This is a genomic window from Pseudomonas sp. No.21 (assembly GCF_054558415.1).
In genome coordinates this window covers 279,446-305,782 of sequence record NZ_BAAJNO010000002.1, presented here as the reverse complement: position 1 = coordinate 305,782, position 26,337 = coordinate 279,446, and the positions used below count along the sequence as shown (strand labels likewise).

Below are 26,337 nucleotides of genomic sequence, written 5' to 3'. Positions count from 1 at the left end.
ATCTGTTCCGGAGCCGACCATGACCGACCCCCTGATGATCCCCTGCGCCCACTGCGCCGGGCTCAACCGCATCCCCGCCGAGCGTCTGGGCGACTCGCCCCGCTGCGGTCACTGCAAGTCCGCCGTGGTCCCTGCCACGCCCTTCGACCTGAACGAAGCCGGCTTCGCCAAGCAACTGCGCGGCGACCTGCCCTTGCTGGTGGACGTCTGGGCCGACTGGTGCGGTCCCTGCAAGGCCTTCGCCCCCACCTACCAGCAGGCCGCCGCCCAGCTCCAGGGCCGCTGCCGCCTGGGCAAGCTGGACAGCGAGGCCAACCGCCAGCTGGCCGGGCAGCTCAACATCCGCTCCATTCCCACGCTGATCCTGTTCAAGGGCGGCGTCGAAGTCGCCCGGCAGAGCGGCGCCCTGCCCCTGCCGCAGTTGCTGGGCTGGCTGAAGAGCCAGGGGATCTAGAACGCCGGGGCGGGCTCAGCTCCGGCTAGCCTTGCCCGGCGTACATCTCGTTCAGCGCCCGCTGCATCTCCTCGGCGGAAACCTGCCGCGTGTGCGTGGAAATGGTCCAGGTATTGCCGAACGGATCGATGACCCGGCCCTCCCGCGAGCCGAAGAACATGTCGCTCACGGGGCTCAGCTCCCGAGCGCCTTCGCGGATCGCCCGGGCGAAGGTCGCGTCCGAATCGGGCACATAGATCTGCGCCAGCAGCGGCTGCTCCGGCCAGCCGTCCATGGCCTCGCCGAGGTTCACCCGCGAGTCGCCGAACCTCAGCTCGCAATGCACCACCTTGCCGTCCGGCGTCGTCAGGCGCAGCAGCTCCTCGGCGTCGAACACCGCCTGGTAGAACCTGACGGCGCTGGCCAGGTCGCTGACGATGCTGTTCGGTGTGACGGTGTTGAATCCCTGCGGCTTGAAGGTGGCGTTCATGGGCTTTCCCTGCTGGTTCGAGCGAGCGCGACATGCGCAGGCCCACTACTACCCTAGGCAATGAAGCACGTCCGTTACAGGCTCAACCTCCCGGTGAAAGTCCCACCTAACGGCCGGGTCCTGATCGTTTCGGTCACCCGGGCTGGTCGTCCCGGTCATTGCCGGCAGCGCGCATCCGGCTAGGCTCCTGGCATTCGCCCCGCCGGAGATCGTCATGCAATTCAACGAAGAGATGGCCCGCCACTTCACCGAGGACAAGATCGCCTTCGTGCGCCGCACGGGCCTGAAGGCCCTGACCCTGGAGCCCGGCTACGTGAAGCTGCTGGTGCCCCTGGCCGGCAACGAGAACCACATCGGCACCCTGTACGCCGGCGCCCTCTTCACCCTGGCGGAGATCCCCGGCGGCGCGCTGTTCATCACCAGCTTCGACACCCGCCGCTTCTACCCCATCATCAAGGACATGAGCCTGCGCTTCCGCCGCCCGGCCAAGGGCGACATCAGCGTCGAGGCGCGCCTCGGCGCCGAGGAGATCGAGCGCATCCAGGCCGAGGCGAGCGCCAACGGCAAGGCCGACTACCTGCTGGAGCTGGACCTGGTGGACGCCAGCGGCGAGGTGGTGGCGCAGAGCCGCGGGCTTTACCAGCTGCGTGCCCACTGAGCCAGGGGCGGATTGCCCTGGATCAAGTTGCCGCGCGGCGAATTGCCCCAGAGTGGCACCTCACCCGGAGGTGCCATCCATGTTCAGCCATATCCTCATCGCCCATGACCTGAGCCGCGAGGCCGACCTCGCCCTGCAACGCGCCGTGGACCTCGCGCGCCAGTACGACGCCCGCCTGACCCTGCTGCACGTGCTCGAAGACCACCTGCCCAACGCGCTGCAGGAAAGCCTGCGCGAAGCCGCTCAGCGCCTGTTCCAGCAACGCCTGGAGCAGCTCGGTGCGCCTCCCACCCAGGTGCTGCTGCGCAAGGGCCGCCCGGCGCTGCAGATTCTCGAAGAGGTGGAAGAGAGCCAGGCCGACCTGCTGGTGATCGGCAACCACCACCACAACGCACCGGAGCTGTTCATCGGCACCACACTGGAGCGTGTCGCCCGGCACATCGACATCCCCTTGCTGCTGGCGGTGGGCGAGAGGCCCGCCCCCTACCGCAAGGGCTTCACCGCGCTGGACTTCTCCCTCTGCGCCTGCGACGCCCTGCGCAGCGCCTGCAGCCTGCTGACCGCCGAAGGCCACCTGCAGGCCGTGAACGTGATGGAGGTGACCGGCCGCCTGCTGGCCAAGGCGGGCAGCGCCGGCGAATACCTCAAGACCCAGCGCGAGCTGCTGGAGCAATTGCTGAAGGATGAACTGGGCAACGTGAAGGCCGCCCCGAAGATCAGCCTGCAGGTCACCCACGGAACCCTGCCACGCGCCCTGGACGAGGCCATCGCCGCGACCCAGCCGCAGTTCATCACCCTCGGCAGCCACGGCCGCAGCATGATCTCCCAGGCGCTACTGGGCAGCCTGGCGCTGCATTACCTGCAGCGCCCGCCCTGTGATGTGCTGGTGGTGAAGTAGGAAGTCGAGCCGCAAGCTTCAAGCTTCAAGCTTCAAGCTTCAAGCTTCTAGAAGATTGTGCAGTTCGATGAATTGCTGGGTCAGCTTGTGGCCGCGGTCCAGGTGGATCAGCGGGGTGCAGGCCTGGTGGGACTCGCGCATCCTCACCGAGCTCATCAGGTTCACCGGCAGCACCGGCAGGCCCTCGGCGATGAGTTCGTCCAGCAGTTGCTGGGGCAGGCTGGCGCGGGGCTGGAACTGGTTGACCACGATGCCTTCGACCTCCAGGCCCTCGTTGTGGTCTTCCTTCAGCTCTTCGATCTCGGCCAGCAGGCCGTAGAGGGCATTGCGCGAGAAGCTGTCGCAATCGAAGGGGATCAGCACGCGATCCGCCGCGATCAGCGCCGAAACCGTGTAGAAATTCAAGGCCGGCGGCGTATCCAGGTAGATGCGGTCGTAGTCCTCGGCCAGCTCGTCCAGCAGCTTCGCCAGCTTGTTGATCTTGTGCTTGGCCTCGAGCTTGGGCTGCAGGTCGGCCAGCTCCGCCGTGGCGGTGATCACATGCAGGTTGTCGAAGGGCGTCTCGTAGATATCCACCTTGCCCTTCTTGCTGAAGGGCCCGGACGACAGGGTCTGCTTGAAGAAATCGGCGATCCCCATGGGAATGTCGTCGCCGGTGAGGCCGGTCAGGTAGTGGGTGGAGTTGGCCTGTGTGTCGAGGTCGATCAGCAGCGTGCGATAGCCCTCCGAGGCACTGACCGCCGCCAGGTTGCAGGCGATGCTCGACTTGCCTACGCCGCCCTTCTGATTGAACACCACTCGCCGCATCGCACACCTCCCGGATCCCTTGGATAGTCCCGGATTCTATGCAAAGCCCGTGACAAGGGCGAGCACTGCCGGGGCTTTCTTACCGGCGGGTATTTATGTGCCTTACATCTGAAGATTGTGTCTGAAGTTTGCGAAGTAACACGGCGCTCGGGGATAATGCGGCACTTTGCTATGGCGTCATCGACAAGGCCTTTGTCGTTCAGGGATTGCCAGTCGACAAGGACGCCCACAGGGGCCGAAAAGAGCTCTTAGCGTGACTCACTTCAGCATCGAACAATGGCGTGCCTGGGCCCCGGGCCTGGAAAGCGAGGACGACTGGCGCGCCTGGTGCAGGCAGCCGTTCGCGCCCGCCGACACCGAAATCCAGCCCGATGTCTCCTTCCTCCCCGCCATGCAGCGGCGTCGCCTGTCGCGCCTCGCACGCATGGCGATGAGCGTCGCCTGGCCCCTGGCCGCCGAGGGCGAGCAACTGCCCATGGTGTTCGCCTCGCGCCACGGCGAGACGCCGCGCACCCTGGCACTGCTGCAGGACCTGGCGCGCGGCGAGCCGCTGTCACCCACCCAGTTCAGCCTCTCGGTGCACAACGCGATCATCGGCCAGTGGTCGATCCTGCGCGGCGACACCAGCGAGATGACCGCCCTGGCCGCCGAAGGCGACGGCCTGGAGCACGCGGTCCTGGAAGCTGCCGGCATGCTCGCCGAGGGTGCCCCGGCCGTGCTGCTGGTGGTCACCGAGGAAAGCCCGCCGGAGATCTACCGCCCCTGGGTGGAGGATGTGCCCTTCCCCTACGCCGTCGCCCTCAGGCTCGCGCCCGGCGACCAGTGGCAGCTGAGGCTGTCCCCCGAAGCGCCGGAACAGGCGCCGGAACCCTGGCCCCACGCACTGGGCCTGCTGCAAGCACTGCTCAACGATCTGCCCCACCGTCAGCATCAATGGAAGAGCCGTAAATGGACCTGGCAACGCAACCGGCCCTGAACGCCCGCCCCAACGCCCCCTACTGGTGGCGCCTGATCGCCACCGCCCTGTCCTTCACCCTGTTCGGGGTCGGCGGGGTGCTGCTGCGCATCGTCGTGTTCCCGCTGCTCTCGCTGCTGCCGGGCGACGCCACCGACCACCGCCGCCGTGCCCGCGCCACCACCAGCCGGCTGTTCTGGCTGTTCGTCCAGTTCATGTACCGCAGCGGCGTGCTCACCTACGAGGTTGAAGGCGCGGAACGCCTGGGGCGCCCCGGGCAGATGATCATCGCCAACCACCCCTCGCTGATCGACGTGGTGGTGCTGATCGCCCTGATCCGCGACACCAACTGCGTGGTCAAGCAGAGCCTGTGGGACAACCCCTGCATGCGCGGCCCGATCCGCGCCGCCCAGTACATCAGCAACAGCGGCAGCATGGACATGCTCGACGAGGCCGCCGCCGCCCTGCAGGAAGGCCAGACCCTGATTGTCTTCCCCGAAGGCACCCGCACCACGCCGGGGCAGGCCCCGCAGTTCCACCGTGGCGCGGCCGCCATCGCCCTGCGCGGCGCCCGCATCGTCACCCCGGTGACCATCAGCGTGACCCCGACCACCCTGACCAAGGCCGAGCCCTGGTACAGCATTCCGTCGCGGCGCTTCCACTTCCACCTGCGCGTCGGCCACGACATCGACCCGCAGAGCTTCGCCTCACAGGGGTCGGCACCCATCGCTTCGCGCCGCCTCAACGACCATCTGCATCAACATTTCATGAAGGAGCTCGGCCTGGATGAGCGCTCTGCAGCTTGAGATCAAGAACCTGATCATCGAGGCCCTGGGCCTCGAAGACATCGGCCCCGACGACATCGACGCCGAACAGACCCTGTTCGGCGAAGGCCTGGGCCTGGACTCGGTGGACGCCCTGGAACTGGGCCTGGCCATCCAGAAGCGCTTCGGCATCAAGATCGACGCCGATGCCAAGGACACCCGCAAACACTTTGCCAACGTGGCCAGCCTCGCGGCCTTCGTCTCGGCACAGAAAGCCGCCTGAGGAAAAGACCGCGATGCAAACCCGTGACGAGATCTTCACCACCCTGCGCGACGCCCTGGTCGAACTCTTCGAGCTGGACCCGGCGCAGATCAGCCTGGAATCCAACCTCTACGAGGACCTGGAGATCGACAGCATCGACGCCGTCGACCTGATCGACCACATCAAGCGCCACACCGGCCGCAAGATCGCCGCCGAGGACTTCAAGGCCGTGCGCACCGTCAGCGACGTGGTCGAGGCCGTGCACCGCCTGGTGAACGAGCCCGCATGAGCCGCCTGATCGGGCTGCTGCTGGTGCTGGCCGGGCTGGGCTACCCCTTCGCCGTGTACTACGGCATGGAGCACCTGTCGCCGCGCCTGTTCGCCCTGCTGCTGGGCGGCCTCTGGCTGGCCCGCAGCCTGAGCGCCGCGCAACGCCCCGGCAACCGCTGGACGGCCGTCGCCGCCCTGGGTTTCTGCCTGCTGCTGGGGCTGGTCAACCAGGCCGAACTGCTGCGCTGGTACCCGGTGCTGATGAGCGCCGCACTGCTGGGCCTGTTCGGCGCCAGCCTGTTCCACGGCACCCCGCTGGTGGAACGCCTGGCACGCCTGCGCGAGCCCGAACTGCCCGAGGTGGCGGTGCGCTACACCCGTCGCGTCACCGCCGTCTGGGCCGGGTTCTTCCTCGCCAACGGCCTGGTCGCCGCCGGCCTCACCCTGTGGGCACCGCTGAGCTGGTGGACCCTCTACACCGGCTTCATCGCCTACCTGCTGATGGGCCTGCTGTTCGCTGGCGAATGGCTGGTGCGCCAGCGTGTACGGAGGTTCGCGTGAGCTGGATCGCCCTGCAGGACCTGCTGCTGCAGGCCGACCCGCGACGCCCGGTCACCCTGGCACCGGCACTGGACCAGACCGCCCTCGCCGAGCAGGCCCTGCGCCTGGCCGGTGCCTTCCAGGCCCGCGGCATCCAGCGCATTGCGCTGTATCTGGAAGACGGCGCCGAGCTGGCCGCAGCCCTGCTGGGCGCCTGGCGCGCCGGCATCGAGGTGCTGCTGCCGGCCGACGCCCAGGCGCAGACCCGCAAGCGCCTGGGCGAACACTGCGACCTCTGGCTCGACGGCCTCGATGGCCTCGATGGCCTCGACGCCGAGCCCCTGGCCCCCGCCGCGCTGGACCTGGAGGCCTGCCGCCTGGTGCTGTGCACCTCCGGCTCCAGCGGCGAAGCCAAGCTGATCGACAAGACCCTGCGCCAGCTGGCCAACGAAGTCGAAGCCCTGGAAGCCCTCTGGGGCGCCGACCTGGCCGGTGCCACCCTGGTCGCCAGCGTCTCCGCCCAGCACATCTACGGCCTGCTGTTCCGCGTGCTCTGGCCCCTGTGCGCCGGCCGCCCCTTCGTGCGCCGGGCCCAGCCCTTCGCCGAGGACATCCAGCAGGCCAGCCTGGAGGCCGGCGACTTCGCCTGGATCGCCAGCCCCGCCCTGCTCAAGCGCATGGGCGACAACCTCGACTGGCCCGCCCTGCGCGGCGTGCGCCGGGTGTTCTCCTCCGGCGGCGCCCTGCCCGAAGACGCCGCTGCCGAGCTGCAGCAGCGCCTCGGCCAGTGGCCCACCGAGATCTACGGCAGCTCCGAGACCGGCGGCATCGCCTGGCGCCAGGGCGGCGCCCTGTGGCAGCCCTTCGCCGGCGTGGCGGTCGGCCAGGACGCCGACGGCGCCCTGTACCTCGCCTCGCCCTACCTGCCCGCCGGCCACCGCGAGCAGACCGCCGATGCCGTGCGCATCGACGCCGACGGCCGCTTCGAACTGCTCGGCCGCCTCGACCGCATCGTCAAGCTGGAAGAAAAACGCATCTCCCTGCCCATGCTGGAGCAGGCCCTGGGCGAACACCCCTTCGTCGCCGAAGCGCGCCTGGGCGTGGTGCAGGAAGGCCGCGCCTTCCTCGGCGCGCTGGTGGCCCTGAGCGCCGAGGGCATCCATGCCCTGCGCAACCAGGGTCGGCGCACCGTCACCGAAACCCTGCGCCGCCACCTGGCCGGCCACTGCGAAGCCATCGCCCTGCCGCGCCGCTGGCGCCTCGTGCGGCAACTGCCGTGGAGCAGCCAGGGCAAGCTGCCCCAGGCGCTGGTGGAGAACCTGGTCAAGGCCCCCCGCCCGAAGACGGTGGAGCCGCTGGCCAGCCGCGAGATCGACGGCGAATGGCAGCTGGATCTGGAAGTACCGCTGGACCTGGCGCACTTCTCCGGCCACTTCCCGCGCACCCCGGTGCTGCCCGGCGTGGTGCAGATCGACTGGGCCCAGCACCTCGCCCGCCAGGTGATGGCCCTGCCCCCGCGCTTCGCCGGCATGGAGGTGCTGAAGTTCCAGCAACTGGTCCGCCCCGGCGACCGCCTGCAGCTGTCCCTGCGCTTCGACACCGACAAGGGCAAGCTCTACTTCGCCTACCGCAACGGCGAAGCCGCCTGCTCCTCCGGGCGCATCCTGCTGGTGGCCGACCATGCGTAAGGCCTTCGCCACCCTGAACGGCACGCGCGCCGGTTCCCACAGCGTTCAAGAACGCGTGCTGCACGAGGTTCCTGCGCAGTACATGGCCCTCTCCAGCTCGGCGGGTGGGGCGGGGACAACGCCCCTTCAGGAGGCCGAGCGGAATCGTTGCAGAGGGAGTCGAGCGGCATGGATGCCGCGAGAGGCGCGATCTGGCCAGGGATGGCCTGTCGCGCCGGGCTCCCGGCGCAACGATGGGAGCGAGGGCACCCCGGCGCAGCCGGGGCCGGATGCAGGGGCAAGCCCTTTTGGTTCCTTTTGGGGCGACTGCCAAAAGGGACTCGCCCGGCAAGGCGAAACAGAGACTCGACGCACACTCGGCCATGAACCGGGCCCCGAAACCCACCCGCAATGCCCGATGCCGACATGAACCCGTTCAAGCCCTGCGCCGTCATCCCCGTCTACAACCACGAGCATGCCCTGCCCCTGGTGGTCGACGCCCTGCGCCAGCACGGCCTGCCCTGCGTGCTGGTGGACGACGCCTCCAGCCCCGCCTGCGCCCAGGTGATGGACCAGTTGGCCACCCAGCCCGACGTCCACCTGGTGCGCCTGGCAGTGAACCAGGGCAAGGGCGGCGCCGTCATGGCCGGCCTGCGCGAAGCCGGCCGGCTGGGCTTCTCCCACGCCCTGCAGGTGGACGCCGACGGCCAGCACGACCTCGCCGACGTGCAGCGCTTTCTCGCCGCCGCCCAGGCCCGCCCGGGCGAGCTGATCTGCGGCTACCCGCAGTACGACGAAAGCGTGCCGAAAAGCCGCCTCTACGCCCGCTACCTGACCCACGTCTGGGTGTGGATCAACAGCCTCTCGCTGTCGATCCGCGACGGCATGTGCGGCTTCCGCGTCTACCCCCTGGCCCCGACCCTGGCGCTCACCGAGTCCACCCGCCTCGGCAAGCGCATGGACTTCGACCCGGAGGTCCTGGTGCGCCTGGCCTGGCGCAACCAGCCCATGCACTGGCTGCCGACCAAGGTGCACTACCCGCTGGACGGGCTCTCGCACTTCCGCCTGTTCCACGACAACGCGCTGATCTCCAAGATGCACGCCAAGCTGTTCTTCGGCATGCTCCTGCGCGCACCACTGATCCTCTGGCGCAGGTGCCGGCCATGAGCGAGGGGCACTGGGCGCGTCAGGACGAACGCGGCAGCTTCCTGCTGATGAAACTCACCGCCCTGGCGGTGCGCCACCTGGGCCGTCGCGTGCTCAGCCCGCTGCTCTACGTCATCGTCTTCTACTTCTTCCTCTTCGGTGCCAAGGCCCGCCGCAGCGCCCGGCGCTACCAGGCCAACCTCGCCGCCTGGAGCGGTCGCCCGGAGCTGGCGCCCACCCTCGGCTCGGTGTTCGCCCAGTTCATGGCCTTCGCCGACGCCCTGCTGGACAAGCTCGACATCTGGCGCGGCAAGCTGCCCCTGGAGCGCATCGAACTGGTGGACCCGACCGGCCTGCGCCAGCGGTTGCGTGGCGGGCGCGGCCAACTGCTGGTCGGCGCCCACCTGGGCAACCTGGAGGTGTGCCGCGCCCTGGCCGAGCTGGGCGAGAAGGTGCAGATGAACGTGTTGGTGCACACCCGCCACGCCGAGCGCTTCAACCGCCTGCTGGGCGAGGCCGGCGCCAGCCACCTGCGACTGATCCAGGTCAGCGAGCTGGACCCGGCGATCATGCTGCAACTGAGCGAGCGCCTGGAGCGCGGCGAGTGGCTGGCGATCGCCGGCGACCGCGTGCCGCTGCATGGCGGGCGCACCGTCCAGGTCGACTTCCTCGGCCACCCGGCCGCCTTCCCCCAGGGCCCCTGGCTGCTGGCCGGGCTGCTCAAGTGCCCGCTCAACCTGATGACCTGCCTGAAGATCGACGGCCGCTACAAGGTCTTCCTCGAACCCTTCGCCGAGCGCGTGCAATGGCGCCGCAGCGAGCGTGACGCGGTGATCGAAGGCTGGGTCCAACGCTATGCCCAGCGCCTCGGCGAGCTGTGCCTGAAGGCCCCCGAGCAATGGTTCAACTTCTATCCGTTCTGGAACGAACATGACGACACATCAGCCTGAACCCGTGGTCTTCGGCGAGCTGCCGCTGTCCATCGAGCAGGTCGTGGCCCTCTCCCAGCGCCGCGCCCCCGCCCTGCTGCAGGGCGACGCCGCCTGGCGCGAGCGCATCGCCAAGGGCGCGCGCTTCCTCGACACCCTGCTGGACAAGGAAGGCGTGATCTACGGCGTCACCACCGGCTATGGCGACTCCTGCGTGGTGGCCGTGCCGCTGGAGCAGGTCGAGGCCCTGCCGCGCCACCTGTTCACCTTCCACGGCTGCGGCCTGGGCAAGGTGCTGGACGAGGCCGCCACCCGCGCGGTGCTGGCGGCCCGCCTGCAGTCGCTGTGCCACGGCGTTTCCGGCGTGCGCGTGGAGCTGCTGGAGCGCCTGCAGGCCTTCCTCGAGCACGACGTGCTGCCGGTGATCCCGGAAGAGGGCTCGGTGGGCGCCAGCGGCGACCTCACCCCGCTGTCCTATGTGGCCGCCACCCTCTCCGGCCAGCGTGACGTGTTCTACAAGGGCCAGCGCCGCAGCGCCGCCGAGGTGCACGCCGAACTGGGCTGGGCGCCCCTGGTGCTGCGCCCCAAGGAAGCCCTGGCGCTGATGAACGGCACCGCCGTGATGACCGCCCTGGCCTGCCTGGCCTACGCCCGCGCCGACTACCTGCTGCAACTGGCCACCCGCATCACCGCGCTCAACGTGGTGGCGCTGGAGGGCAACCCGGAGCACTTCGACGAGCGCCTGTTCGCCGCCAAGCCGCACCCGGGGCAGATGCAGGTGGCCGCCTGGCTGCGCCAGGACCTGGCCATCGACGCGCCCACGCCGCCGCTGCACCGCCTGCAGGACCGCTACTCGCTGCGCTGCGCCCCCCATGTGCTGGGCGTGCTGGCCGACAGCCTGGGCCTGCTGCGGCAGTTCATCGAGACCGAGCTGAACAGCGCCAACGACAACCCGCTGATCGATGCCGAGGCCGAGCGCGTGCTTCACGGCGGGCACTTCTACGGCGGCCACATCGCCTTCGCCATGGACAGCCTGAAGAACCTGGTGGGCAACGTCGCCGACCTGCTCGACCGCCAGCTCGCCCTGCTGGTGGACGTGCGCTACAACCACGGCCTGCCGAGCAACCTCTCCGGCGCGCCCCAGGCCACGGCGATGATCAACCACGGCTTCAAGGCCGTGCAGATCGGCGCCAGCGCCTGGACCGCCGAGGCGCTGAAGAACACCATGCCGGCCAGCGTCTTCTCGCGCTCCACCGAATGCCACAACCAGGACAAGGTGAGCATGGGCACCATCGCCGCCCGCGACGCCCTGCGCAGCCTGGAACTCACCGAGCAGGTGGCCGCCGCCACCCTGCTGGCCGCCAACCAGGGCGTCTGGCTGCGCCAGCGCGAGAACCCGCGCGCGCTGCCCGAGCCGCTGACCGCCATGCACCGGCAACTGGCCGGGGACTTCCCGCCGGTGATCGAGGACCGCGCCCTGGAAGGCGAGCTGCGCCTGTGCCTGGAGCGTATCCGCGCCCGCCACTGGAGGCTCTATGCGTAGCGCCGGGGTGATCCAGGCCGAGGTGGAAGTCCTCGTGCCCTTCTTCGACGTCGACATGATGGAAGTGGTCTGGCACGGCCACTACGTCAAGTACCTGGAAGTGGCCCGTTGCGCCCTGCTCGACAAGCTCGGCCACAACTACTCGCAGATGCGTGACGCCGGCTACGCCTGGCCCATCATCGACCTGCAGCTGCGCTACATCCGTGGCGCCCGCTTCGGCCAGAGGATCGTCGTGCGTGCCGACCTGGTGGAATGGGAGAACCGCCTGAAGATCAACTACCTGATCACCGACGCCGCCACCGGTGAGCGCCTGACCCGGGGCAGCAGCGTGCAGGTGGCGGTGGAGATCGCCACCCGCGAAATGCTGCTGGCCTCGCCCAGGGTGTTCGTCGATGCCGTGGAGCGGGCACTGCCATGACCGCCCGCCTGCTGCGCGCCGCGCTGCTGGTGCCAGCCCTGCTGGCGGGCTCGCTCGCCCACGCCTTCGACCTCGACCAGCTCGCCGCGCAACTGGGCAAGCCCGCCGTGGTGCGCGGCCCCTTCGTGCAGGAGAAACACCTGCGCGCCCTGCCCAGGCCGCTGACCAGCGAAGGGCACTTCGTGCTCTCCCGCGAGCAGGGGCTGCTCTGGCTGCTGCGTAAACCGCTGCAGCAGGACTACCGCATCGGCGCCGCCGGCATCGCCCGTCGTGTCGACGGCCACTGGCAGGCCCAGCCCGGCCAGGACGTCGCCGCCCAGCAGAGCCGCCTGTTCCTCGCCGTGCTCAAGGGTGACCACCAGGGCCTGGCCCGCGACTTCCAGTTGCAGCTCAGCGGCGACGCCGCGCACTGGCAGCTGCACCTGACGCCGAACTCCCTGCTGCTCAAGCAGATCTTCAGTGCCATCCAGATCGAGGGTGGCGCCCTGGTGGAACGCATCGAACTGCGGGAGACCCAGGGCGACAGCACCGTGCTGCGCCTGCCGGCGAGCGAAGCGGGCGATGCCCTCGATGCCACGGAGGCGCGCGACCTTGCGCCCTGAACGCCTGCTGCCACGCCTGTTCCTGCTGGGCCTCGTTGCCCTGCTGGCGCTGGCCGCCTGGCAATGGCGCAACGGCCCGCCGGTGGCCGCCGACATGCTCGCCCTGCTGCCCCAGGGCGCCGGCGATGCCTGGGTGCAACGTGCCGAACAACGCATGCAGGAGCCGCTGAACCGCGAGGTCCTGCTGCTGGTGGGCCACACCGACGCCGGCCGTGCCCAGGCACTGGCCCGGCGCATCGCCGAGCGCTGGCAGCAGGAGCCGCGCTTCGAGCGCGTGCACTGGAGCCTGCAGGCCGACCTGCCGGCCTTGCGCCAGCAACTGCGGGACAACCGCCTGGCGCTGCTGCCCCGGGCCGATCGCGCGCTGCTGGAGCAGGAACCCGGGCGCTTCATCGCCCAACGCGCGGAACGCCTGTTCGACCCCTTCTCCGCCGTCGCCCTGGTGCCGACCGAAAGCGACTGGCTGGGCCTCGCCGGCCTCGCGCAGAAGGCACTGGTGCCCGCCAGCCGGGTGCAGGCCGACCTGGCCAGCGGCGCCCTGCAGGTGCAGGACGGCGATACCACCTGGGTGCTGCTGCGTGCCCGCACCCGGGACGGCGCCTTCGACATGCAGGCACCGCCCTGGCTGGCCGGCGAAGTGGCCGGCGCCCGCCGGCAGGTCGAAGCCGATGGCGGTCGCCTGCTCGCCGCCAGCGGCCTGCTCCACGCCGCCGCCGGGCAGGCCAAGGCCGCCCGCGAGATCAGCCTGATCGGTGGCGGCGCCAGCCTCGGCACGCTGTTGCTGATGCTGCTGGTGTTCCGCCGCCCGCGCACCCTGCTCAGCCTGTTGCCGGTGGGCCTGGCCCTGGGCGCGGGCTGCAGCGCCTGCGTGCTGGTGTTCGGCGAGATCAACGCGCTGACCCTGGTGCTCGGCGCCAGCCTCACCGGCGTCGCCGCCGACTACCCGCTGCACTACCTGAGCAAGAGCTGGACCGGCCAGCCCTGGCGCGCCTGGCAGGCGGTGCGCGACACCCTGCCGGGGCTCAGCCTGAGCCTGGGCACCAACCTGATCGGCTACCTGGCCCTGGCCTTCACCCCCTTCCCGGCATTGACCCAGATCGCGGTGTTCTCCGCCGCCGGCCTGGTCACTGCCTACCTCTGCTCGGTGTGCCTGCTGCCAGCGCTGCTGGGCAACCTGCGCCTGACACCACCACGCGCGCCCCTGCACCTGGCCGAGCGCCTGCTGGAGGGCCGCGAGCGCCTGCTGGCACGCACCGGCAGCCTGCCCTGGCTGCTGGCCCTGCTGGCCTTCAGTGCCGCCGGCCTGTGGCAGGTGCAGCTGCAGAACGACCTGCGCCAGTGGCTCGGTGCCGAGCCGCGCCTGCTCGACGAGGCCCGCGAGATCGCCCGCCTCACCGGCCTGCAGCCCACCAGCCAGTTCTTCCTGGTGCGCGGCGACAGCCAGGAGCAGATGCTCCAGCGCCAGGCCGAGCTGGCCGAGCGCCTCGACCGCGCCGTGGCCGACGGCAACCTGCAGGGCTACCGCGCCCTCAGCCAGCTGGTCCCACCCGGCACCGAGCGCCAGGCCCTGCGTGATGCCCTGGCGCGCCTGCCGCAACACTGGCAGCCATTGCTGGAGCTTGGCATCCCCGCCCAAGCGCTGGAGAACGAGATCGCCCAGCTGCGCACGCAGCCCGTGCAGGACCTCGACACGGCCCTGGCCGGCACCCTGGGCGAGGCCTGGCGCCCGCTCTGGCTGGGCGTCGACGCCCAGGGCCGCGCCGCCGGCATCGTCAGCCTGCAGGGCCTGGCCTCGCCAATGCTGATGGCCGACGCCGCCGAGGGCCTGGAAGGCGTGCAACTGGTCGACCGCATCGGCGAGCTGAACCGCCTGTTCGCCGCCACCCAGCTCAGCGCTGCGGAACTCAAGCTGGCGTCCTGCCTGGCCATCCTCCTCCTGCTGTGCATCCCCTTCGGCTTCGGCGGTTCGCTGCGCATCGTGGCGCTGCCGCTGCTGGCGGCGCTGGCCGCCCTGGCGTGCCTCGGCTGGCTGGGCCAGCCGCTGACCCTGTTCAGCCTGTTCGGCCTGCTGCTGGTCACCGCCATCGGCGTGGACTACGCGATCCTCATGCGCGAGGCGGTGGGCGGCGCGGCGGTGAGCCTGCTGGGCACGCTGCTGTCGGGCCTGACCAGTTGGCTGTCGTTCGGCCTGCTGCTGCTCAGCCAGACCCCGGCCATCGCCAACTTCGGCCTGACCATCAGCCTCGGGCTGTTCTTCTGCTTCCTGCTGGCGCCCTGGGCGCAGGCCGCGCAACCCCATGGCAAGGAGGTGCCGGCATGAGCGTCGTCCTGTTCTGGATCGGCCTGCTGGCGCTGTTCGCCCTGGCCACCTGGCTGGGTCGCCTGCTGGGCCTGATCCCCATCGTCAGCCAACTGTTGCTGGCCAGTTTCGGCCTGCCCCTGGTGATGCTCTGGCTGGCCGCGCCGGTGGGCCTGGACAACGCCCAGGTGCTGGCCGCGCCCTGGCTCGAGCCGCTGTACGGCGTGGCCTTCACCCTGCTGCTGGGGCACATCCTCAGCGATGTGATCGACCTGCGCCTGGAAGCGGCCAGCGTGAAGATCGCCCTGCCGAGCTTCTTCCTGCCGTTCTTCTGCGGCCTGGGCTGTGCCCTCTGGCTGCTGCCCGCCGACGGCCTGCTCTCGGCCACCGCCGTGGGCCTGCTGTTCGCCCTGACGGCGATCCCGGTGCTGTTCCTCTACCTGCGCCACCTGGGCTACGCCGAGGCGAGCATACGCCGCCTGCTGCAGGCGGCGATCCTGATGGACCTGATGTGCTGGAGCATCTTCGCCCTGGCCCAGGGCAGCGCCGCGCCCGGCACGCTGCTCTGGCCGCTGCTGGCCGCCCTGCTGCCCCTGGCGCTGCACCTGGCGCGGGTGCGGGCGCCGCTGGCCTACAGCCTGGCCTTCTTCGCGCTGCTGCTGACGCTGCAGCAGCTCGAGCTCAACGCCCTGGTGTTCGGCATCGCCTACCTGCTGGTGATGGCCCTGCTGCGCGTGCCGTTCCGCCTGCCGCTGCCGGTGCGCGTCTTCCATGGCGCGCAGGTGTGGCTGGCGGTGCCGCTGATCCTCGCCTTCGGCCTGCTGCAGATCGACTGGCACACGGCCTGGCAGAACTATTCCTGGCTGCAGTTCGGCGCCCTGCTGGTGTTGCCCATCGTCAGCAAGCTGGCGGGCAACTGGCTGGGCCTGTCCTGGGCCGAGGGCCGCCTGGCGGCCAGCCCGGTGAAGTGGCGCGAGACCGTGCTGCTCAATACCCGCGGCCTGACCGAGATCGTCTTCCTCAACCTTCTGTTCCAGCAGCACATCATCAGCGCGCAGCTGTATTTCGCGCTGATGCTGATGGGACTGATCGCCACCCTGTTGCCGGCCCTGACGCGCAGAGCGCACGCGGTCGCCACCCCCGCCCCGGAAAGGAGTCCCCATGAAGCCCATTGAAATCCAGCAGCGCCAGGTCGTGGTCATCGGTGCCGGCCCCTCCGGCGCCATCGCCGCCGCCCTGCTCAAGCGCAAGGGCCACGACGTGCTGATCCTCGAACGCCAGCGCTTCCCGCGCTTCTCCATCGGCGAGAGCCTGCTGTCCCATTGCCTGGACTTCATCGAAGAAGCGGGGATGCTCGACGCGGTCATGGCCGCCGGCTTCCAGATCAAGCACGGCGCGGCCTTCGCCTGGGGCGAGCGCTACACCGCCTTCGACTTCCGCGACAAGTTCACCCCCGGCAAGGGCACCACCTTCCAGGTACAGCGGGCCGACTTCGACAAGCTGCTGGCCGACCAGGCGGCGCTGCAGGGCGTGGAAATCCGCTACGAGGAAGAGATAGTCGCCGCCGAGTTCGGGGGTGATTGCCCGCAGCTCACCGTGCGCCGCCTGGATGGCAGCGAGTACCAGGTGGAGACCGCCTTCGTCCTCGACGGCAGCGGCTACGGCCGGGTGCTGCCGCGCCTGCTGGACCTGGAGGCGCCGTCCAGCTTCCCGGTGCGCCAGGCGGTGTTCACCCATATCGAGGACCGCATCGAGGACGCCGGCTTCGACCGCGAGAAGATCCTCATCAGCATCCACCCCGAGCACCGTGACATCTGGTTCTGGCTGATCCCCTTCAGCAACGGCCGCTGCTCCCTGGGCGTGGTGGGCGAGGCCGGCCGCTATGCGGGCCGCCCCGAGGACCTGGATGCCTGCCTCAAGGGCTTCATCGCCGAGACGCCGAACCTGCGCCGCCTGCTGGCCAATGCCGTGTGGGACACCCCGGCCCGCTCCCTGGGCGGCTACTCGGCCAACGTGAAGGCCTTGCACGGCCCGGGCTTCGCCCTGCTGGGCAACGCGGCCGAGTTCCTCGACCCGGTGTTCTCCTCCGGCGTGACCATCGCCATGCGCTCGGCGAGCATGGCCGCGGCCGTGCTCGACCGGCAGCTGGACGGCGAGCAGGTGGACTGGGAAAGCGAGTTCGCCACGCCGCTGAAGAAGGGCGTGGACACCTTCCGTGCCTATGTCGAGGGCTGGTACGAGGGCAGCTTCCAGGACGTGATCTTCCATGAAGGCGGGTCGCCGGAAATCCGCGGGATGATCTGCTCGATCCTCGCCGGCTACGCCTGGGACGCGCGCAACCCCTTCGTCGCCGAGCCCAAGCGCCGCCTGCGCATGATCAGCGAATTCTGCGCCACGGAATGAGGGAGCCGACCATGGAACGCGCCGCCGCCACCTACGTCGAGGAGACCCGCTTCGGCTTCTGGTTCCTGCAGAGCCGCACCTGGCAGCACCACGTGCTGCGCGTGGCGATCAACGACCTCAGGGGCCTGTTCACCGAGCCGCTGCCGGAGGCGCCGGTGCTGCTGGACGCCGGCTGCGGCCAGGGCAAGTCCTTCCGCCTGCTGGCCGAGGCCTTCGCCCCGGCGCGGATGATCGGCCTGGACGCCGACCCGCACAGCCTCGACTGCTCCCGCGCCGAGGCCGGTCGCCTGGGGCTGGAGGTGCAACTGGTGAGCAGCGACTGCGCCGCGATCGCCCTGCCGGACGCCAGCGTCGACGTCCTCTTCTGCCACCAGACCTTCCACCACCTGGTGGAACAGGAACGCGCCCTGGCCGAATTCTGGCGGGTGCTGAAGCCGGGCGGCTACCTGCTGTTCGCCGAATCCACCCGCTACTACATCGACACCTGGGTGATCCGCTGGCTGTTCCGCCACCCGATGCACGTGCAGCGCACCGCCGAGCAGTACCTGGACATGCTGCGCGGCCAGGGCTTCGTCTTCGAGGCGCGCAACGTGTCCTACCCCTACCTGTGGTGGAGCCGCTCCGCCGATTTCGGCCTGCTGGAGCGCTGGGGCCTGCGCAACCCGCCGCCACCCGGCCGGCGCAACGAGACCTTGGTCAACGCCGTGGCACGCAAACCCCTGGAGAATGACGGCCGATGAAGCGCCTGCTGCTCGCCGGCCTGTACCTGCTGCTCGCCGCCTGTGCGGCGCGTACGCCGGTGCCCGAGCACCCACCCGTGCTGGACCTGCCGCAGTCCTTGCAGGTGCAACGCCAGGCCGAGGGCGAGGTCCGCGACTGGCTGCTGGTGGTGCAGGCCGAGGGGCCGGCACTGCGCTGGTCGCTGTTCGACCCGCTGGGCGTGCCCCTGTCGCGCCAGCTGCTGCAGGACGGTTCCTGGCGCGACGACGGCCTGCTGCCGCCCAACGACGAGGCCCGCGAGCTCTTCGCCGCGCTGCTCTACGCCCTGGCCCCGGCCGAGGCGTTGCAGCCGGCCTACGCCGGCATCGAGCAACGCATCGCCACCGATGGCCGGCGCGAGCTGGCCGGACGCTGGAGCATCGCCTACCGCGCGCCGCTGGATTTCGACCTGCAGCGCCGCGACGGCCCGCACTACCGAATCACCGCTCTCGACGAGGAACCCCGATGATCGCCAATCTCAACGCCCTGGGCCTGGTCTGCGCCCTGGGCCAGGGCAAGCAGGCGGTGGCCGACGCGCTGTTCGCCGGCGACGCATCGGGCATGCGCCACCAGGCCGGCTGGGTCGCGGGACGCGAACTGAGCATCGGTGCGGTGCCCGGTGAACTGCCGGCCATGCCCGCCGGCCTGGAGGCCTGCCAGAGCCGCAACAACCAGTTGCTGCTGGCCGCCGCGCTGGAGATCGAAACGCAGCTGCGCGCCGCCATCGAGCGTCACGGCCTGGACCGCGTGGGCATCGTCCTCGGCACCAGCACCTCGGGCATCCAGGAAGCCAGCGAAGGCATCGGCGAGCACCTGCGCACCGGCACCCTGCCGGATGACTACCGCTACCCGCAGCAGGAGCTGGCCGCACCGGCCGCCTTCCTCGCCGCCTGGCTGGGCACCCGTGGCCCGGCCTATTGCATCTCCACCGCCTGCACCTCCAGCGCCCGCGCCCTGTTGAGCGCGCGTCGACTGCTGGCACTGGGCGTGTGCGATGCGGTGATCTGCGGCGGCGTGGATTCGCTCTGCGGCCTCACCCTCAACGGCTTCAGCGCGCTGGAAGCGGTCTCCGCCGAGCCCTGCAACCCGCTGTCGCGCAACCGCAACGGCATCAACATCGGCGAAGGCGCGGCGCTGTTCCTGCTCGACCGCGAGCCGGGCCCCATCGCCCTGCTGGGTGCCGGCGCCTGCTCCGACGCGCACCACATCTCGGCCCCCGAGCCCGCTGGCGTCGGCGCCCAACGCGCCATGCGCCTGGCCCTGGCTGACGCCGGAACGAGCGCCGAAGGCATCCACTACCTGAACCTGCATGGCACCGCCACGGTGCACAACGACGCCATGGAGAGCCATGCCACCGCCGCGCTGTTCCCCGCCGGGCTGCCGGTGTCGTCCACCAAGCCGCTGACCGGCCACACCCTGGGCGCCGCCGGTGCGCTGGAAGCGGCCTTCTGCTGGCTGGCCCTGAGCGAGCACAACCGCGACCGCCTCCTGCCGCCGCACCTGTGGGACGGCGAGGCCGACCCGGAGCTGCCCGCGCTGGAACTGGCGCACCGTGGCCGCGCCCTGGAGCCATCCTCGGGCCGCCGCCTGATGAGCAATTCGTTCGCCTTCGGCGGCAGCAACATCAGCCTGATCATCGGAGATGCGCCATGAACGACTGGCCGATTGCCGAGCTGGTCCCCCATGCCGGGGACATGATCCTCATCGACCGCGTCCTGCGCTTCGGCGACGAGGATGTGGAAACCCTCGCCACCGTGCGCCCCGGGCTGTTCAGCCAGGACGACGGCAGCCTGCCGGCCTGGGTCGGTGTGGAGCTGATGGCCCAGAGCATCGCCGCCTACGCCGGCTGCCATGCGCGCCAGGCGGGGCAACCCGTGGAGCTGGGCTTCCTGCTCGGCACCCGCAACTTTCAATGCGACGTCGACCGCTTCCCGGCCGGCACCGAGCTGCATATCCGCGCCACCCGCACGCTGCAGGACGACAACGGCATGGGCGTGTTCGAATGCCGCCTGGAGGGGCCGGGCCTGACAGCCTTCGCCCGCCTCAATGTCTTCCGTCCGCCGCAGGTGGCCCGTTACCTGGAGGAACCCCAAGCATGACCGAGACCATCCTGGTCACCGGCTCCAGCCGTGGCATCGGCCGCGCCATCGCCCTGCGCCTGGCGCGCGCCGGCTTCGACCTGGTGCTGCATTGCCGCTCGCGCCGCGATGAGGCCGAGGCGGTGAAGACCGAGATCGAGGCCCTGGGCCGCAGCGCCCGGGTGCTGCAGTTCGACGTCTCCGACCGCGCCGCCTGCCGCGCGCAACTGGAGGCCGACGTGGAAGCCCATGGCGCCTACTACGGCGTGGTGTGCAACGCCGGCCTGACCCGCGACGGCGCCTTCCCGGCGCTGACCGAGGAGGACTGGGACAGCGTGCTGCGCACCAACCTGGACGGCTTCTACAACGTGCTGCACCCGCTGTGCATGCCGATGATCCGCCGTCGCAAGCCGGGGCGCATCGTCTGCATCACCTCGGTCTCGGGGCTGATCGGCAACCGTGGCCAGGTCAACTACAGCGCGTCCAAGGCCGGCGTGATCGGCGCGGCCAAGGCCCTGGCCATCGAGCTGGGCAAGCGCCGCATCACGGTCAACTGCGTGGCCCCGGGGCTGATCGATACCGAGATACTCGACGAGCAGGTGCCGGTGGAGGAGATCCTCAAGATGGTCCCGGCCCAGCGCATGGGCACGCCGGAAGAAGTGGCAGGCGCCGTGAATTTCCTGATGTCCGAGGAGGCGGGGTACATCACCCGCCAGGTCCTCGCCGTGAATGGTGGGTTGTGCTGATGAAACGCGTCGTCATTACCGGCATGGCCGGCGTCACCTCCCTGGGCAACGACTGGGCCGGCATCTCGGCCAACTTCCTGGGCAACCGCAGCGGCATCCGCCGCATGGACGAGTGGGACCGCTTCACCGAGCTGAACACCCGCCTGGCCGGCCCCATCGATGATTTCGCCACGCCCTCGCACTGGACGCGCAAGCAGATGCGCAGCATGGGCCGCGTTTCCAAGCTGGCGGTCTACGCGGCGGAGCGGGCGCTGGCCGATGCCGGGCTCGCGGGTGAGGCGATGATCAAGGACGGGCGCATGGGCGTGGCCTGTGGTTCGTCCACCGGCAGCACCGACGAGATCAAGGCCTTCGGCAACATGCTGCTGAACTCGGTGGCGGACGGCCTCAACGCCAACTCCTACGTGCGCATGATGCCGCACACGGCAGCGGCCAATATCAGCATCTTCTTCGGCCTCAAGGGCCGCCTGATCCCCACCTCCAGCGCCTGCACCAGCGGCAGCCAGGGCATCGGCTACGCCTATGAGGCGATCAAGTTCGGCCGCCTGCCGATGATGCTCGCCGGGGGTGCCGAGGAGCTCTGCCCCACCGAGGCGATGGTGTTCGATGCGCTCTACGCCACCAGCCTGAAGAACGACGCCCCGCACACCTCGCCGCGCCCCTACGACAGCGGCCGCGATGGCCTGGTGATCGGCGAGGGCGCCGGCATCCTGGTGCTTGAAGAACTGGAGCACGCCCTGGCCCGTGGCGCGAAGATCCACGCCGAGATCGTCGGCTTCGGCTGCAACGCCGACGGCCAGCACACCACCAAGCCGGAGCAGGCGACCATGCGCGGCGCGATGGAGCTGGCCCTGGCCGACGCCGGCCTGGCGCCTTCGGCCATCGGCTACGTCAACGGCCACGGCACCGCCACCGAGCAGGGCGACGTGGCGGAGACGCTCGCCACCAGCAGCCTGTTCGGCGCACGCATGCCCATCAGCTCGCAGAAGAGCTTCCTCGGCCACACCCTGGGCGCCTGCGGCGCGCTGGAGTCCTGGTTCAGCATCGAGATGATGAACAGCGACCAGTACATCCACACCCTCAACCTCGACGCCGTTGACCCGGCCTGCGGCGAGCTCGACTACCTGCGCGGCGAGCCCCGGCAGATGAGCAACGAGTACGTGATGAACAACAACTTCGCCTTCGGTGGGGTCAACACCTCGTTGATCTTCCGGCGCTGGCGCTGAGCAGAAAACAACCGATATCCCAACAAGACCGTCAAGGAGACGACCATGAGCCTCAAGACCTGGACCGCTGTTGCTGTACTGTCCGCCGCTGTTCTGCCCGGCATCAGCCAGGCCCGTGACACCGCACACTTCCTCGACTTCAACACCGTGGTCACCGAGGCCGTGCAGGCGGGCCGCCTGGATGGCAGCGTGAAGTTCTTCCTGGCCGGCAACACCCCCGCCGGCAAGGTGACGGTGATCAACCCCAACATCACCACCAGCCAGAAGACCAACGCCTTCAACAAGAGCGACGAGGAAGCCTGCCGCTGGGTGCTGCAGTCCGCCCTGATCCGCCTGCAGGACGCGGCCAAGGCGGCCGGCGCCAACGCGGTGGTGGACATCGCCAGCAACTACAAGAACAAGGAATACAAGGACGCCACCAAGTACGAATGCCACGCGGGTGCCATCATGGCCGGCGTTGCTCTCAAAGGTAAGCTTGCCAGCATCAAGTAAGCCGCTGCAGTTGTTGGAGAAGGCCGCGCAAGCGGCCTTTTTCATGGGCGCGGGAAATGCCCTGAACGAATTAGCTGACCGGAAAGTCAACTCAATCGAGACCGACCCAGCCCTCGAGGAGACCCGGGATGCCCCAGCAGACCTTCACCATCCACTACCGCTTCCACAACGAACCACGACGCCATGAATTGGAGCTGGACCAGCGGCCCGACCCCGGCGAAGCCGCCATGCACCTGCTGGTGCTGCATTTCGCCGATGCCGAGAACAGCCTGGTGATGCCGCCGGCGGACGCCAGTGCGGAGGAAGTGGTCCAGCAGGCCGAGCTGCTGGGGATAAGCGATATCCGCCTTTCCTGAGCACGGCGGAGATAGACGCTCCTTGTCGATGAACGGCGCAGATGACATCAATTTGCCATCTCCGTATAGTGCCGCTGCCCACGCGCAACGCGAAAAGCCATCAGGGCCCGGGCACACGCCAAGACGACAAGGAGCTGATCTTGCGCAATTTCCAAAGGAACCTGTTTCTCTCGTTCGCCCTCTCCACCACGCTGCTTTCCGGGTGCGCCAGCATCGTCAGTGACAGCGCCTATCCGGTTTCGGTCAGCAGCACGCCGGTGGGGGCGAATTTCGAGATCAAGGACAGCACGGGGAAAGTCATCCACAGCGGCACCACGCCGGGGACGGTGACGCTGAAGTCCGGCCGCGGCTACTTCAAGAAGGCCAACTACACCATTGCCTTCAAGAAGGAAGGCTTCGCCGACCAGGAGATCAAGCTGAATTCGAGCCTCAACGGCTGGTACTGGGGCAACCTGCTGTTCGGCGGCCTGATCGGCATGCTGATCGTCGACCCGTTGACCGGCGCGATGTACAAGCTGCCGGAAAACACCGCGGCGGACCTGGGCAACCAGCTGGTCGGCCAGGCCGGCGGCAAGGACCTGACGCTGCTCACCATCGACCAGATCCCCGAGGACCGCAGGGCGGAACTGATCAAGGTGAACTGAGAAAGGAAAAAGGCCGCATCAGCGGCCTTTTTCATGGGCGAGTGCCCCTCAGCGGTGGTACTGCGCCGACAGCTCGTGGACGGCCTCGAAGAAGGCGCCGGCGTTGGCCGGGTCGACTTCCGGGGTGACGCCGTGGCCGAGGTTGAACACCTGGCCGCTGCCCTGGCCGTAGGCGGCGAGGATACGACCCACCTCGGCGCGGATGGCGGCGGGGTTGGCGTAGAGCACCGCCGGGTCCATGTTGCCCTGCAGGGCGACCTTGGAACCGACGCGGGCGCGGGCGCTGCCGATGTCGCAGGTCCAGTCCAGGCCCAGTGCTTCGGCGCCGCTGTCGGCCATGGATTCGAGCCACAGGCCGCCGCCCTTGGTGAACAGGATCACCGGCACGCGACGCCCGTCATGCTCACGGATCAGGCCGTCGATTATCTGCTTCATGTAGGCCAGGGAGAACTCCTGGTAGGCCGCCGCCGAGAGGCTGCCGCCCCAGGAGTCGAAGATCTGCACCGCCTGGGCGCCAGCGCGGATCTGCCCGTTGAGGTAGGCGATGATCGATTTCGCCAGCTTGTCGAGCAGGGCGTGCATGGCCTGGGGATCGTTGTAGAGCATCGCCTTGGACTTGCGGAAGTCCTTGCTGGAGCCTCCTTCGACCATGTAGGTGGCCAGGGTCCAGGGGCTGCCGGTGAAGCCGATCAGCGGCACGCGGCCGTTCAGCTCGCGGCGGATGTTGCGCACGGCGTCCATCACGTAGCCCAGGTCCTGCTCGGGATCGGGGATCGGCAGGGCCTCGACGTCGGCCAGGCTGCTGACCACCTTCCTGAAGCGCGGGCCTTCACCGGTCTCGAAGTACAGGCCCTGGCCCATGGCATCGGGGATGGTGAGGATGTCGGAGAAGAGGATCGCCGCGTCCAGCTGCGGGTAGCGGTCCAGCGGCTGGATGGTGACCTCGCAGGCCAGCTCGGGGTTCTTCATCAGGCTGACGAAGTCACCGGCCTTGGCGCGGGTGGCCCGGTATTCCGGCAGGTAACGACCGGCCTGGCGCATCATCCAGACGGGGGTGACATCAACGGGCTGCTTGAGCAGGGCGCGGAGGAAACGGTCGTTCTTCAAGACGGTCATGGCAGTGTCCAACGAAAAAGTGCGGGCATTTTCGCAAAGCCCAACGCAAAAGGCACGGCGGGTGCCGTGCCTTTTGTCTATCGCGACCATTTGACGCGCTGAAAGCCTACAAAGCTGGAAGCGTCTGGGGATCGACGGAGAGCGCTACCCCCTGGGCTCATTTGTTTGAGCAGCCCGGGCGTAGGGTGGACCACGCTTCACCGGTCCACCATTCGCGGTCATGCCGGACTCCGCTGCGCGTGGGTTTCGCTACGCTCTACCCACCCTACGAGCTTGAAGCGGAGCCCGGGTTGGCACCGCCGGTGGATGCAAAGAGCGGCATCCACCCTACGCCCCTTCCAGCTTCAGGCTTCAGGCTTCAGGCTCAGACCCCCAGATAATCGAGGATGCCTTCGGCAGCGTTGCGGCCTTCGAAGATCGCCGTCACCACCAGGTCGGAACCGCGGACCATGTCGCCACCGGCGAAGATCTTCGGGTTGCTGGTCTGGTGCTTGAACGCGTTCTGCTCGGGTGCGACGACGCGGCCCTGGCTGTCGATGCGGATGTCGAACTGCTCGAACCAGGGGGCCGGGCTCGGGCGGAAGCCGAAGGCGATCAGCACGGCTTCCGCCGGGATGATTTCCTCGGAGCCCGGGATCGGCTCGGGGCTGCGGCGGCCACGGGCGTCCGGTTCGCCGAGACGGGTCTCGACCACCTTGACGCCCTCCACCTTGTCTTCGCCGACGATGGCGATGGGCTGGCGGTTGAAGAGGAATTTCACGCCCTCTTCCTTGGCGTTCTTCACCTCTTTGCGCGAGCCGGGCATGTTCTCCTCGTCGCGGCGGTAGGCGCAGGTCACGGACTTGGCGCCCTGGCGGATGGAGGTGCGGTTGCAGTCCATCGCGGTGTCGCCGCCACCGAGGACGACGACGCGCTTGCCCTTCATGTCGATGAAGTCTTCCGGCGCCTTCTCGAAACCGAGGTTGCGATTGACGTTGGCGATGAGGAAGTCGAGCGCGTCGTGCACGCCCGGCAGGTCTTCGCCCGGGAAGCCGCCCTTCATGTAGGTGTAGGTGCCCATGCCCATGAACACGGCGTCGTACTCATCCAGCAGCTGCTGCATGGTGACGTCCTTGCCGATCTCGGTGTTCAGGCGGAACTCGACGCCCATGCCGGTGAAGACCTCGCGGCGGCGGCTCATCACGGTCTTTTCCAGCTTGAACTCGGGGATGCCGAAGGTCAGCAGGCCACCGATCTCGGGGTTCTTGTCGAACACCACCGGGGTCACGCCGTTGCGCACCAGGATGTCGGCGCAGCCGAGGCCGGCCGGGCCGGCGCCGATGACGGCGACGCGCTTGCCGGTGGGCTTGACCTTGGACATGTCCGGACGCCAGCCCATGGCGAAGGCGGTGTCGGTGATGTACTTCTCCACCGAGCCGATGGTGACCGCGCCGAAGCCGTCGTTGAGGGTGCAGGCACCTTCGCAGAGGCGGTCCTGCGGGCACACGCGGCCGCAGACTTCCGGCAGGGTGTTGGTCTGGTGGGACAGTTCGGCGGCGGCCAGGATGTTGCCTTCCGAGACCAGCTTCAGCCAGTTCGGAATGAAGTTGTGCACCGGGCACTTCCACTCGCAATAGGGGTTGCCGCAACCGAGGCAGCGGTGCGCCTGGTCAGCCGCCTGCTGCGGCTTGAACAGGTCGTGGATCTCGACGAATTCGCGCTTGCGCTGGCGCAGCAGCTTCTTCTTCGGATCCTTGCGCCCGACCTCGATGAACTGGAAGTCGTTGTTCAGACGTTCAGTCATTTGAAAAACCTCTTAACAGCAGCGGCAAGCTACAAGCTGCAAGCTGCAAGACT

30 protein-coding genes are annotated in these 26,337 nt (G+C 68.9%); 26 read left to right on the top strand and 4 right to left on the bottom strand.

Going from position 1 to position 26,337, the window contains the following annotated elements:
• Positions 1-19 precede the first annotated feature (19 nt).
• A complete protein-coding gene (trxC, locus tag ACYJSS_RS04150; RefSeq protein WP_111259812.1) occupies positions 20-454 on the top strand; it encodes a thioredoxin TrxC in 435 nt (144 codons plus the stop codon).
• Positions 455-479: 25 nt separating this feature from the next.
• On the opposite strand, the gene ACYJSS_RS04145 is transcribed toward trxC, so the two are convergent.
• Positions 480-923, bottom strand: coding sequence for a VOC family protein (locus ACYJSS_RS04145; RefSeq protein ID WP_236204340.1), 444 nt, complete (start codon positions 921-923; stop codon positions 480-482).
• Positions 924-1,137: 214 nt separating this feature from the next.
• Between ACYJSS_RS04145 and ACYJSS_RS04140 the strand changes: the two genes are divergently transcribed.
• Positions 1,138-1,581 carry a YiiD C-terminal domain-containing protein gene (locus ACYJSS_RS04140; RefSeq protein WP_236204341.1) on the top strand — a complete coding sequence of 148 codons (444 nt, stop codon included), beginning with the start codon at positions 1,138-1,140 and terminating at the stop codon, positions 1,579-1,581.
• Between the two features lie 79 nt (positions 1,582-1,660).
• Complete coding sequence (locus ACYJSS_RS04135; protein ID WP_111259809.1) at positions 1,661-2,479, top strand: universal stress protein; 819 nt, start codon at positions 1,661-1,663, stop codon at positions 2,477-2,479.
• 39 nt (positions 2,480-2,518) lie between these two features.
• On the opposite strand, the gene ACYJSS_RS04130 is transcribed toward ACYJSS_RS04135, so the two are convergent.
• Positions 2,519-3,286: a ParA family protein gene (locus tag ACYJSS_RS04130; protein WP_236204342.1), complete on the bottom strand. Its 768-nt coding sequence runs from the start codon at positions 3,284-3,286 to the stop codon at positions 2,519-2,521.
• 253 nt (positions 3,287-3,539) lie between these two features.
• Between ACYJSS_RS04130 and ACYJSS_RS04125 the strand changes: the two genes are divergently transcribed.
• From ACYJSS_RS04125 to ACYJSS_RS04015, 23 genes are all read left to right on the top strand, one after another.
• Positions 3,540-4,262: a beta-ketoacyl synthase chain length factor gene (locus ACYJSS_RS04125; RefSeq protein WP_111259807.1), complete on the top strand. Its 723-nt coding sequence runs from the start codon at positions 3,540-3,542 to the stop codon at positions 4,260-4,262.
• Positions 4,235-5,047 carry a lysophospholipid acyltransferase family protein gene (locus ACYJSS_RS04120; RefSeq protein ID WP_111259806.1) on the top strand — a complete coding sequence of 271 codons (813 nt, stop codon included), beginning with the start codon at positions 4,235-4,237 and terminating at the stop codon, positions 5,045-5,047. Before ACYJSS_RS04125 ends, ACYJSS_RS04120 begins: the two co-directional genes overlap by 28 nt.
• Complete coding sequence (locus tag ACYJSS_RS04115) at positions 5,028-5,288, top strand: phosphopantetheine-binding protein (RefSeq protein ID WP_021219835.1); 261 nt, start codon at positions 5,028-5,030, stop codon at positions 5,286-5,288. The genes ACYJSS_RS04120 and ACYJSS_RS04115 overlap by 20 nt, the downstream gene beginning before the upstream one ends.
• 13 nt (positions 5,289-5,301) lie before the next feature.
• The gene (locus ACYJSS_RS04110; RefSeq protein WP_021219836.1) at positions 5,302-5,556 is read left to right on the top strand and encodes an acyl carrier protein; all 255 of its coding nucleotides are present in this window, start codon (positions 5,302-5,304) and stop codon (positions 5,554-5,556) included.
• On the top strand, positions 5,553-6,098 hold the full coding sequence (locus ACYJSS_RS04105) for a COG4648 family protein (protein WP_111259805.1): 546 nt from the start codon (positions 5,553-5,555) through the stop codon (positions 6,096-6,098). The genes ACYJSS_RS04110 and ACYJSS_RS04105 overlap by 4 nt, the downstream gene beginning before the upstream one ends.
• Positions 6,095-7,765 (top strand): acyl-CoA synthetase family protein, encoded by a 1,671-nt coding sequence (locus ACYJSS_RS04100; protein WP_236204343.1) that lies wholly within the window; start codon positions 6,095-6,097, stop codon positions 7,763-7,765. Before ACYJSS_RS04105 ends, ACYJSS_RS04100 begins: the two co-directional genes overlap by 4 nt.
• Before the next feature lie 405 nt (positions 7,766-8,170).
• A complete protein-coding gene (locus tag ACYJSS_RS04095) occupies positions 8,171-8,911 on the top strand; it encodes a glycosyltransferase family 2 protein (protein ID WP_111259904.1) in 741 nt (246 codons plus the stop codon).
• The gene (locus ACYJSS_RS04090) at positions 8,908-9,840 is read left to right on the top strand and encodes an LpxL/LpxP family acyltransferase (RefSeq protein ID WP_111259803.1); all 933 of its coding nucleotides are present in this window, start codon (positions 8,908-8,910) and stop codon (positions 9,838-9,840) included. The genes ACYJSS_RS04095 and ACYJSS_RS04090 overlap by 4 nt, the downstream gene beginning before the upstream one ends.
• Positions 9,821-11,362: an HAL/PAL/TAL family ammonia-lyase gene (locus ACYJSS_RS04085; protein WP_111259802.1), complete on the top strand. Its 1,542-nt coding sequence runs from the start codon at positions 9,821-9,823 to the stop codon at positions 11,360-11,362. The genes ACYJSS_RS04090 and ACYJSS_RS04085 overlap by 20 nt, the downstream gene beginning before the upstream one ends.
• Positions 11,355-11,780: an acyl-CoA thioesterase gene (locus tag ACYJSS_RS04080; RefSeq protein ID WP_111259801.1), complete on the top strand. Its 426-nt coding sequence runs from the start codon at positions 11,355-11,357 to the stop codon at positions 11,778-11,780. The genes ACYJSS_RS04085 and ACYJSS_RS04080 overlap by 8 nt, the downstream gene beginning before the upstream one ends.
• Entirely contained in the window at positions 11,777-12,382 is a 606-nt protein-coding gene (locus tag ACYJSS_RS04075) for an outer membrane lipoprotein carrier protein LolA (protein WP_111259800.1), read from the top strand. Before ACYJSS_RS04080 ends, ACYJSS_RS04075 begins: the two co-directional genes overlap by 4 nt.
• Positions 12,351-14,702, top strand: coding sequence for an MMPL family transporter (locus ACYJSS_RS04070; protein ID WP_111259903.1), 2,352 nt, complete (start codon positions 12,351-12,353; stop codon positions 14,700-14,702). The genes ACYJSS_RS04075 and ACYJSS_RS04070 overlap by 32 nt, the downstream gene beginning before the upstream one ends.
• Positions 14,699-15,856 (top strand): cation:proton antiporter, encoded by a 1,158-nt coding sequence (locus ACYJSS_RS04065; RefSeq protein ID WP_111259799.1) that lies wholly within the window; start codon positions 14,699-14,701, stop codon positions 15,854-15,856. Before ACYJSS_RS04070 ends, ACYJSS_RS04065 begins: the two co-directional genes overlap by 4 nt.
• A complete protein-coding gene (locus ACYJSS_RS04060; RefSeq protein WP_111259798.1) occupies positions 15,843-17,084 on the top strand; it encodes an NAD(P)/FAD-dependent oxidoreductase in 1,242 nt (413 codons plus the stop codon). Before ACYJSS_RS04065 ends, ACYJSS_RS04060 begins: the two co-directional genes overlap by 14 nt.
• An 11-nt stretch (positions 17,085-17,095) precedes the next feature.
• Positions 17,096-17,824 carry a class I SAM-dependent methyltransferase gene (locus ACYJSS_RS04055; RefSeq protein WP_111259797.1) on the top strand — a complete coding sequence of 243 codons (729 nt, stop codon included), beginning with the start codon at positions 17,096-17,098 and terminating at the stop codon, positions 17,822-17,824.
• A complete protein-coding gene (locus tag ACYJSS_RS04050; protein WP_111259796.1) occupies positions 17,821-18,312 on the top strand; it encodes a DUF3261 domain-containing protein in 492 nt (163 codons plus the stop codon). The genes ACYJSS_RS04055 and ACYJSS_RS04050 overlap by 4 nt, the downstream gene beginning before the upstream one ends.
• Positions 18,309-19,496: a beta-ketoacyl-ACP synthase gene (locus tag ACYJSS_RS04045; protein ID WP_111259795.1), complete on the top strand. Its 1,188-nt coding sequence runs from the start codon at positions 18,309-18,311 to the stop codon at positions 19,494-19,496. Before ACYJSS_RS04050 ends, ACYJSS_RS04045 begins: the two co-directional genes overlap by 4 nt.
• Complete coding sequence (locus tag ACYJSS_RS04040) at positions 19,493-19,942, top strand: hotdog family protein (RefSeq protein WP_236204344.1); 450 nt, start codon at positions 19,493-19,495, stop codon at positions 19,940-19,942. Before ACYJSS_RS04045 ends, ACYJSS_RS04040 begins: the two co-directional genes overlap by 4 nt.
• The gene (gene fabG, locus ACYJSS_RS04035; protein WP_111259793.1) at positions 19,939-20,667 is read left to right on the top strand and encodes a 3-oxoacyl-ACP reductase FabG; all 729 of its coding nucleotides are present in this window, start codon (positions 19,939-19,941) and stop codon (positions 20,665-20,667) included. The genes ACYJSS_RS04040 and fabG overlap by 4 nt, the downstream gene beginning before the upstream one ends.
• The gene (locus tag ACYJSS_RS04030) at positions 20,667-21,893 is read left to right on the top strand and encodes a beta-ketoacyl-ACP synthase (protein ID WP_111259792.1); all 1,227 of its coding nucleotides are present in this window, start codon (positions 20,667-20,669) and stop codon (positions 21,891-21,893) included. The genes fabG and ACYJSS_RS04030 overlap by 1 nt, the downstream gene beginning before the upstream one ends.
• 45 nt (positions 21,894-21,938) lie before the next feature.
• On the top strand, positions 21,939-22,385 hold the full coding sequence (locus ACYJSS_RS04025) for an excinuclease (RefSeq protein WP_111259791.1): 447 nt from the start codon (positions 21,939-21,941) through the stop codon (positions 22,383-22,385).
• Between the two features lie 128 nt (positions 22,386-22,513).
• Positions 22,514-22,741 (top strand): hypothetical protein, encoded by a 228-nt coding sequence (locus ACYJSS_RS04020; RefSeq protein ID WP_111259790.1) that lies wholly within the window; start codon positions 22,514-22,516, stop codon positions 22,739-22,741.
• Positions 22,742-22,881: 140 nt separating this feature from the next.
• Complete coding sequence (locus ACYJSS_RS04015) at positions 22,882-23,385, top strand: hypothetical protein (RefSeq protein ID WP_236204345.1); 504 nt, start codon at positions 22,882-22,884, stop codon at positions 23,383-23,385.
• A gap of 48 nt (positions 23,386-23,433) precedes the next feature.
• Here the strand turns inward: ACYJSS_RS04015 and hemE are convergent, their stop codons facing one another.
• Together hemE and ACYJSS_RS04005 are read right to left on the bottom strand one after the other, a co-directional pair.
• On the bottom strand, positions 23,434-24,501 hold the full coding sequence (gene hemE / locus ACYJSS_RS04010) for a uroporphyrinogen decarboxylase (RefSeq protein WP_236204346.1): 1,068 nt from the start codon (positions 24,499-24,501) through the stop codon (positions 23,434-23,436).
• A 364-nt stretch (positions 24,502-24,865) separates the two neighbouring features.
• Positions 24,866-26,284: an FAD-dependent oxidoreductase gene (locus ACYJSS_RS04005; RefSeq protein ID WP_111259788.1), complete on the bottom strand. Its 1,419-nt coding sequence runs from the start codon at positions 26,282-26,284 to the stop codon at positions 24,866-24,868.
• Between the last annotated feature and the right edge of the window lie 53 nt (positions 26,285-26,337).

Excerpts from the sequence above, each read along its gene's own strand:
- ACYJSS_RS04095 (WP_111259904.1), top strand. The coding sequence starts at position 8,171 with ATGAACCCGTTCAAGCCCTGCGCCGTCATCCCCGTCTACAACCACGAG.
- ACYJSS_RS04110 (WP_021219836.1), top strand. The coding sequence starts at position 5,302 with ATGCAAACCCGTGACGAGATCTTCACCACCCTGCGCGACGCCCTGGTC.
- ACYJSS_RS04140 (WP_236204341.1), top strand. The coding sequence starts at position 1,138 with ATGCAATTCAACGAAGAGATGGCCCGCCACTTCACCGAGGACAAGATC.
- ACYJSS_RS04045 (WP_111259795.1), top strand. The coding sequence starts at position 18,309 with ATGATCGCCAATCTCAACGCCCTGGGCCTGGTCTGCGCCCTGGGCCAG.
- ACYJSS_RS04070 (WP_111259903.1), top strand. The coding sequence starts at position 12,351 with ATGCCACGGAGGCGCGCGACCTTGCGCCCTGAACGCCTGCTGCCACGC.
- ACYJSS_RS04040 (WP_236204344.1), top strand. The coding sequence starts at position 19,493 with ATGAACGACTGGCCGATTGCCGAGCTGGTCCCCCATGCCGGGGACATG.
- trxC (WP_111259812.1), top strand. The coding sequence starts at position 20 with ATGACCGACCCCCTGATGATCCCCTGCGCCCACTGCGCCGGGCTCAAC.
- ACYJSS_RS04120 (WP_111259806.1), top strand. The coding sequence starts at position 4,235 with ATGGACCTGGCAACGCAACCGGCCCTGAACGCCCGCCCCAACGCCCCC.
- ACYJSS_RS04060 (WP_111259798.1), top strand. The coding sequence starts at position 15,843 with ATGAAGCCCATTGAAATCCAGCAGCGCCAGGTCGTGGTCATCGGTGCC.
- ACYJSS_RS04050 (WP_111259796.1), top strand. The coding sequence starts at position 17,821 with ATGAAGCGCCTGCTGCTCGCCGGCCTGTACCTGCTGCTCGCCGCCTGT.
- ACYJSS_RS04080 (WP_111259801.1), top strand. The coding sequence starts at position 11,355 with ATGCGTAGCGCCGGGGTGATCCAGGCCGAGGTGGAAGTCCTCGTGCCC.
- ACYJSS_RS04030 (WP_111259792.1), top strand. The coding sequence starts at position 20,667 with ATGAAACGCGTCGTCATTACCGGCATGGCCGGCGTCACCTCCCTGGGC.
- ACYJSS_RS04135 (WP_111259809.1), top strand. The coding sequence starts at position 1,661 with ATGTTCAGCCATATCCTCATCGCCCATGACCTGAGCCGCGAGGCCGAC.
- ACYJSS_RS04055 (WP_111259797.1), top strand. The coding sequence starts at position 17,096 with ATGGAACGCGCCGCCGCCACCTACGTCGAGGAGACCCGCTTCGGCTTC.
- ACYJSS_RS04020 (WP_111259790.1), top strand. The coding sequence starts at position 22,514 with ATGCCCCAGCAGACCTTCACCATCCACTACCGCTTCCACAACGAACCA.
- ACYJSS_RS04025 (WP_111259791.1), top strand. The coding sequence starts at position 21,939 with ATGAGCCTCAAGACCTGGACCGCTGTTGCTGTACTGTCCGCCGCTGTT.
- hemE (WP_236204346.1), bottom strand. The coding sequence starts at position 24,501 with ATGACCGTCTTGAAGAACGACCGTTTCCTCCGCGCCCTGCTCAAGCAG.
- ACYJSS_RS04090 (WP_111259803.1), top strand. The coding sequence starts at position 8,908 with ATGAGCGAGGGGCACTGGGCGCGTCAGGACGAACGCGGCAGCTTCCTG.
- ACYJSS_RS04075 (WP_111259800.1), top strand. The coding sequence starts at position 11,777 with ATGACCGCCCGCCTGCTGCGCGCCGCGCTGCTGGTGCCAGCCCTGCTG.
- ACYJSS_RS04115 (WP_021219835.1), top strand. The coding sequence starts at position 5,028 with ATGAGCGCTCTGCAGCTTGAGATCAAGAACCTGATCATCGAGGCCCTG.
- ACYJSS_RS04085 (WP_111259802.1), top strand. The coding sequence starts at position 9,821 with ATGACGACACATCAGCCTGAACCCGTGGTCTTCGGCGAGCTGCCGCTG.
- ACYJSS_RS04145 (WP_236204340.1), bottom strand. The coding sequence starts at position 923 with ATGAACGCCACCTTCAAGCCGCAGGGATTCAACACCGTCACACCGAAC.
- ACYJSS_RS04130 (WP_236204342.1), bottom strand. The coding sequence starts at position 3,286 with ATGCGGCGAGTGGTGTTCAATCAGAAGGGCGGCGTAGGCAAGTCGAGC.
- ACYJSS_RS04005 (WP_111259788.1), bottom strand. The coding sequence starts at position 26,284 with ATGACTGAACGTCTGAACAACGACTTCCAGTTCATCGAGGTCGGGCGC.
- ACYJSS_RS04105 (WP_111259805.1), top strand. The coding sequence starts at position 5,553 with ATGAGCCGCCTGATCGGGCTGCTGCTGGTGCTGGCCGGGCTGGGCTAC.
- fabG (WP_111259793.1), top strand. The coding sequence starts at position 19,939 with ATGACCGAGACCATCCTGGTCACCGGCTCCAGCCGTGGCATCGGCCGC.
- ACYJSS_RS04065 (WP_111259799.1), top strand. The coding sequence starts at position 14,699 with ATGAGCGTCGTCCTGTTCTGGATCGGCCTGCTGGCGCTGTTCGCCCTG.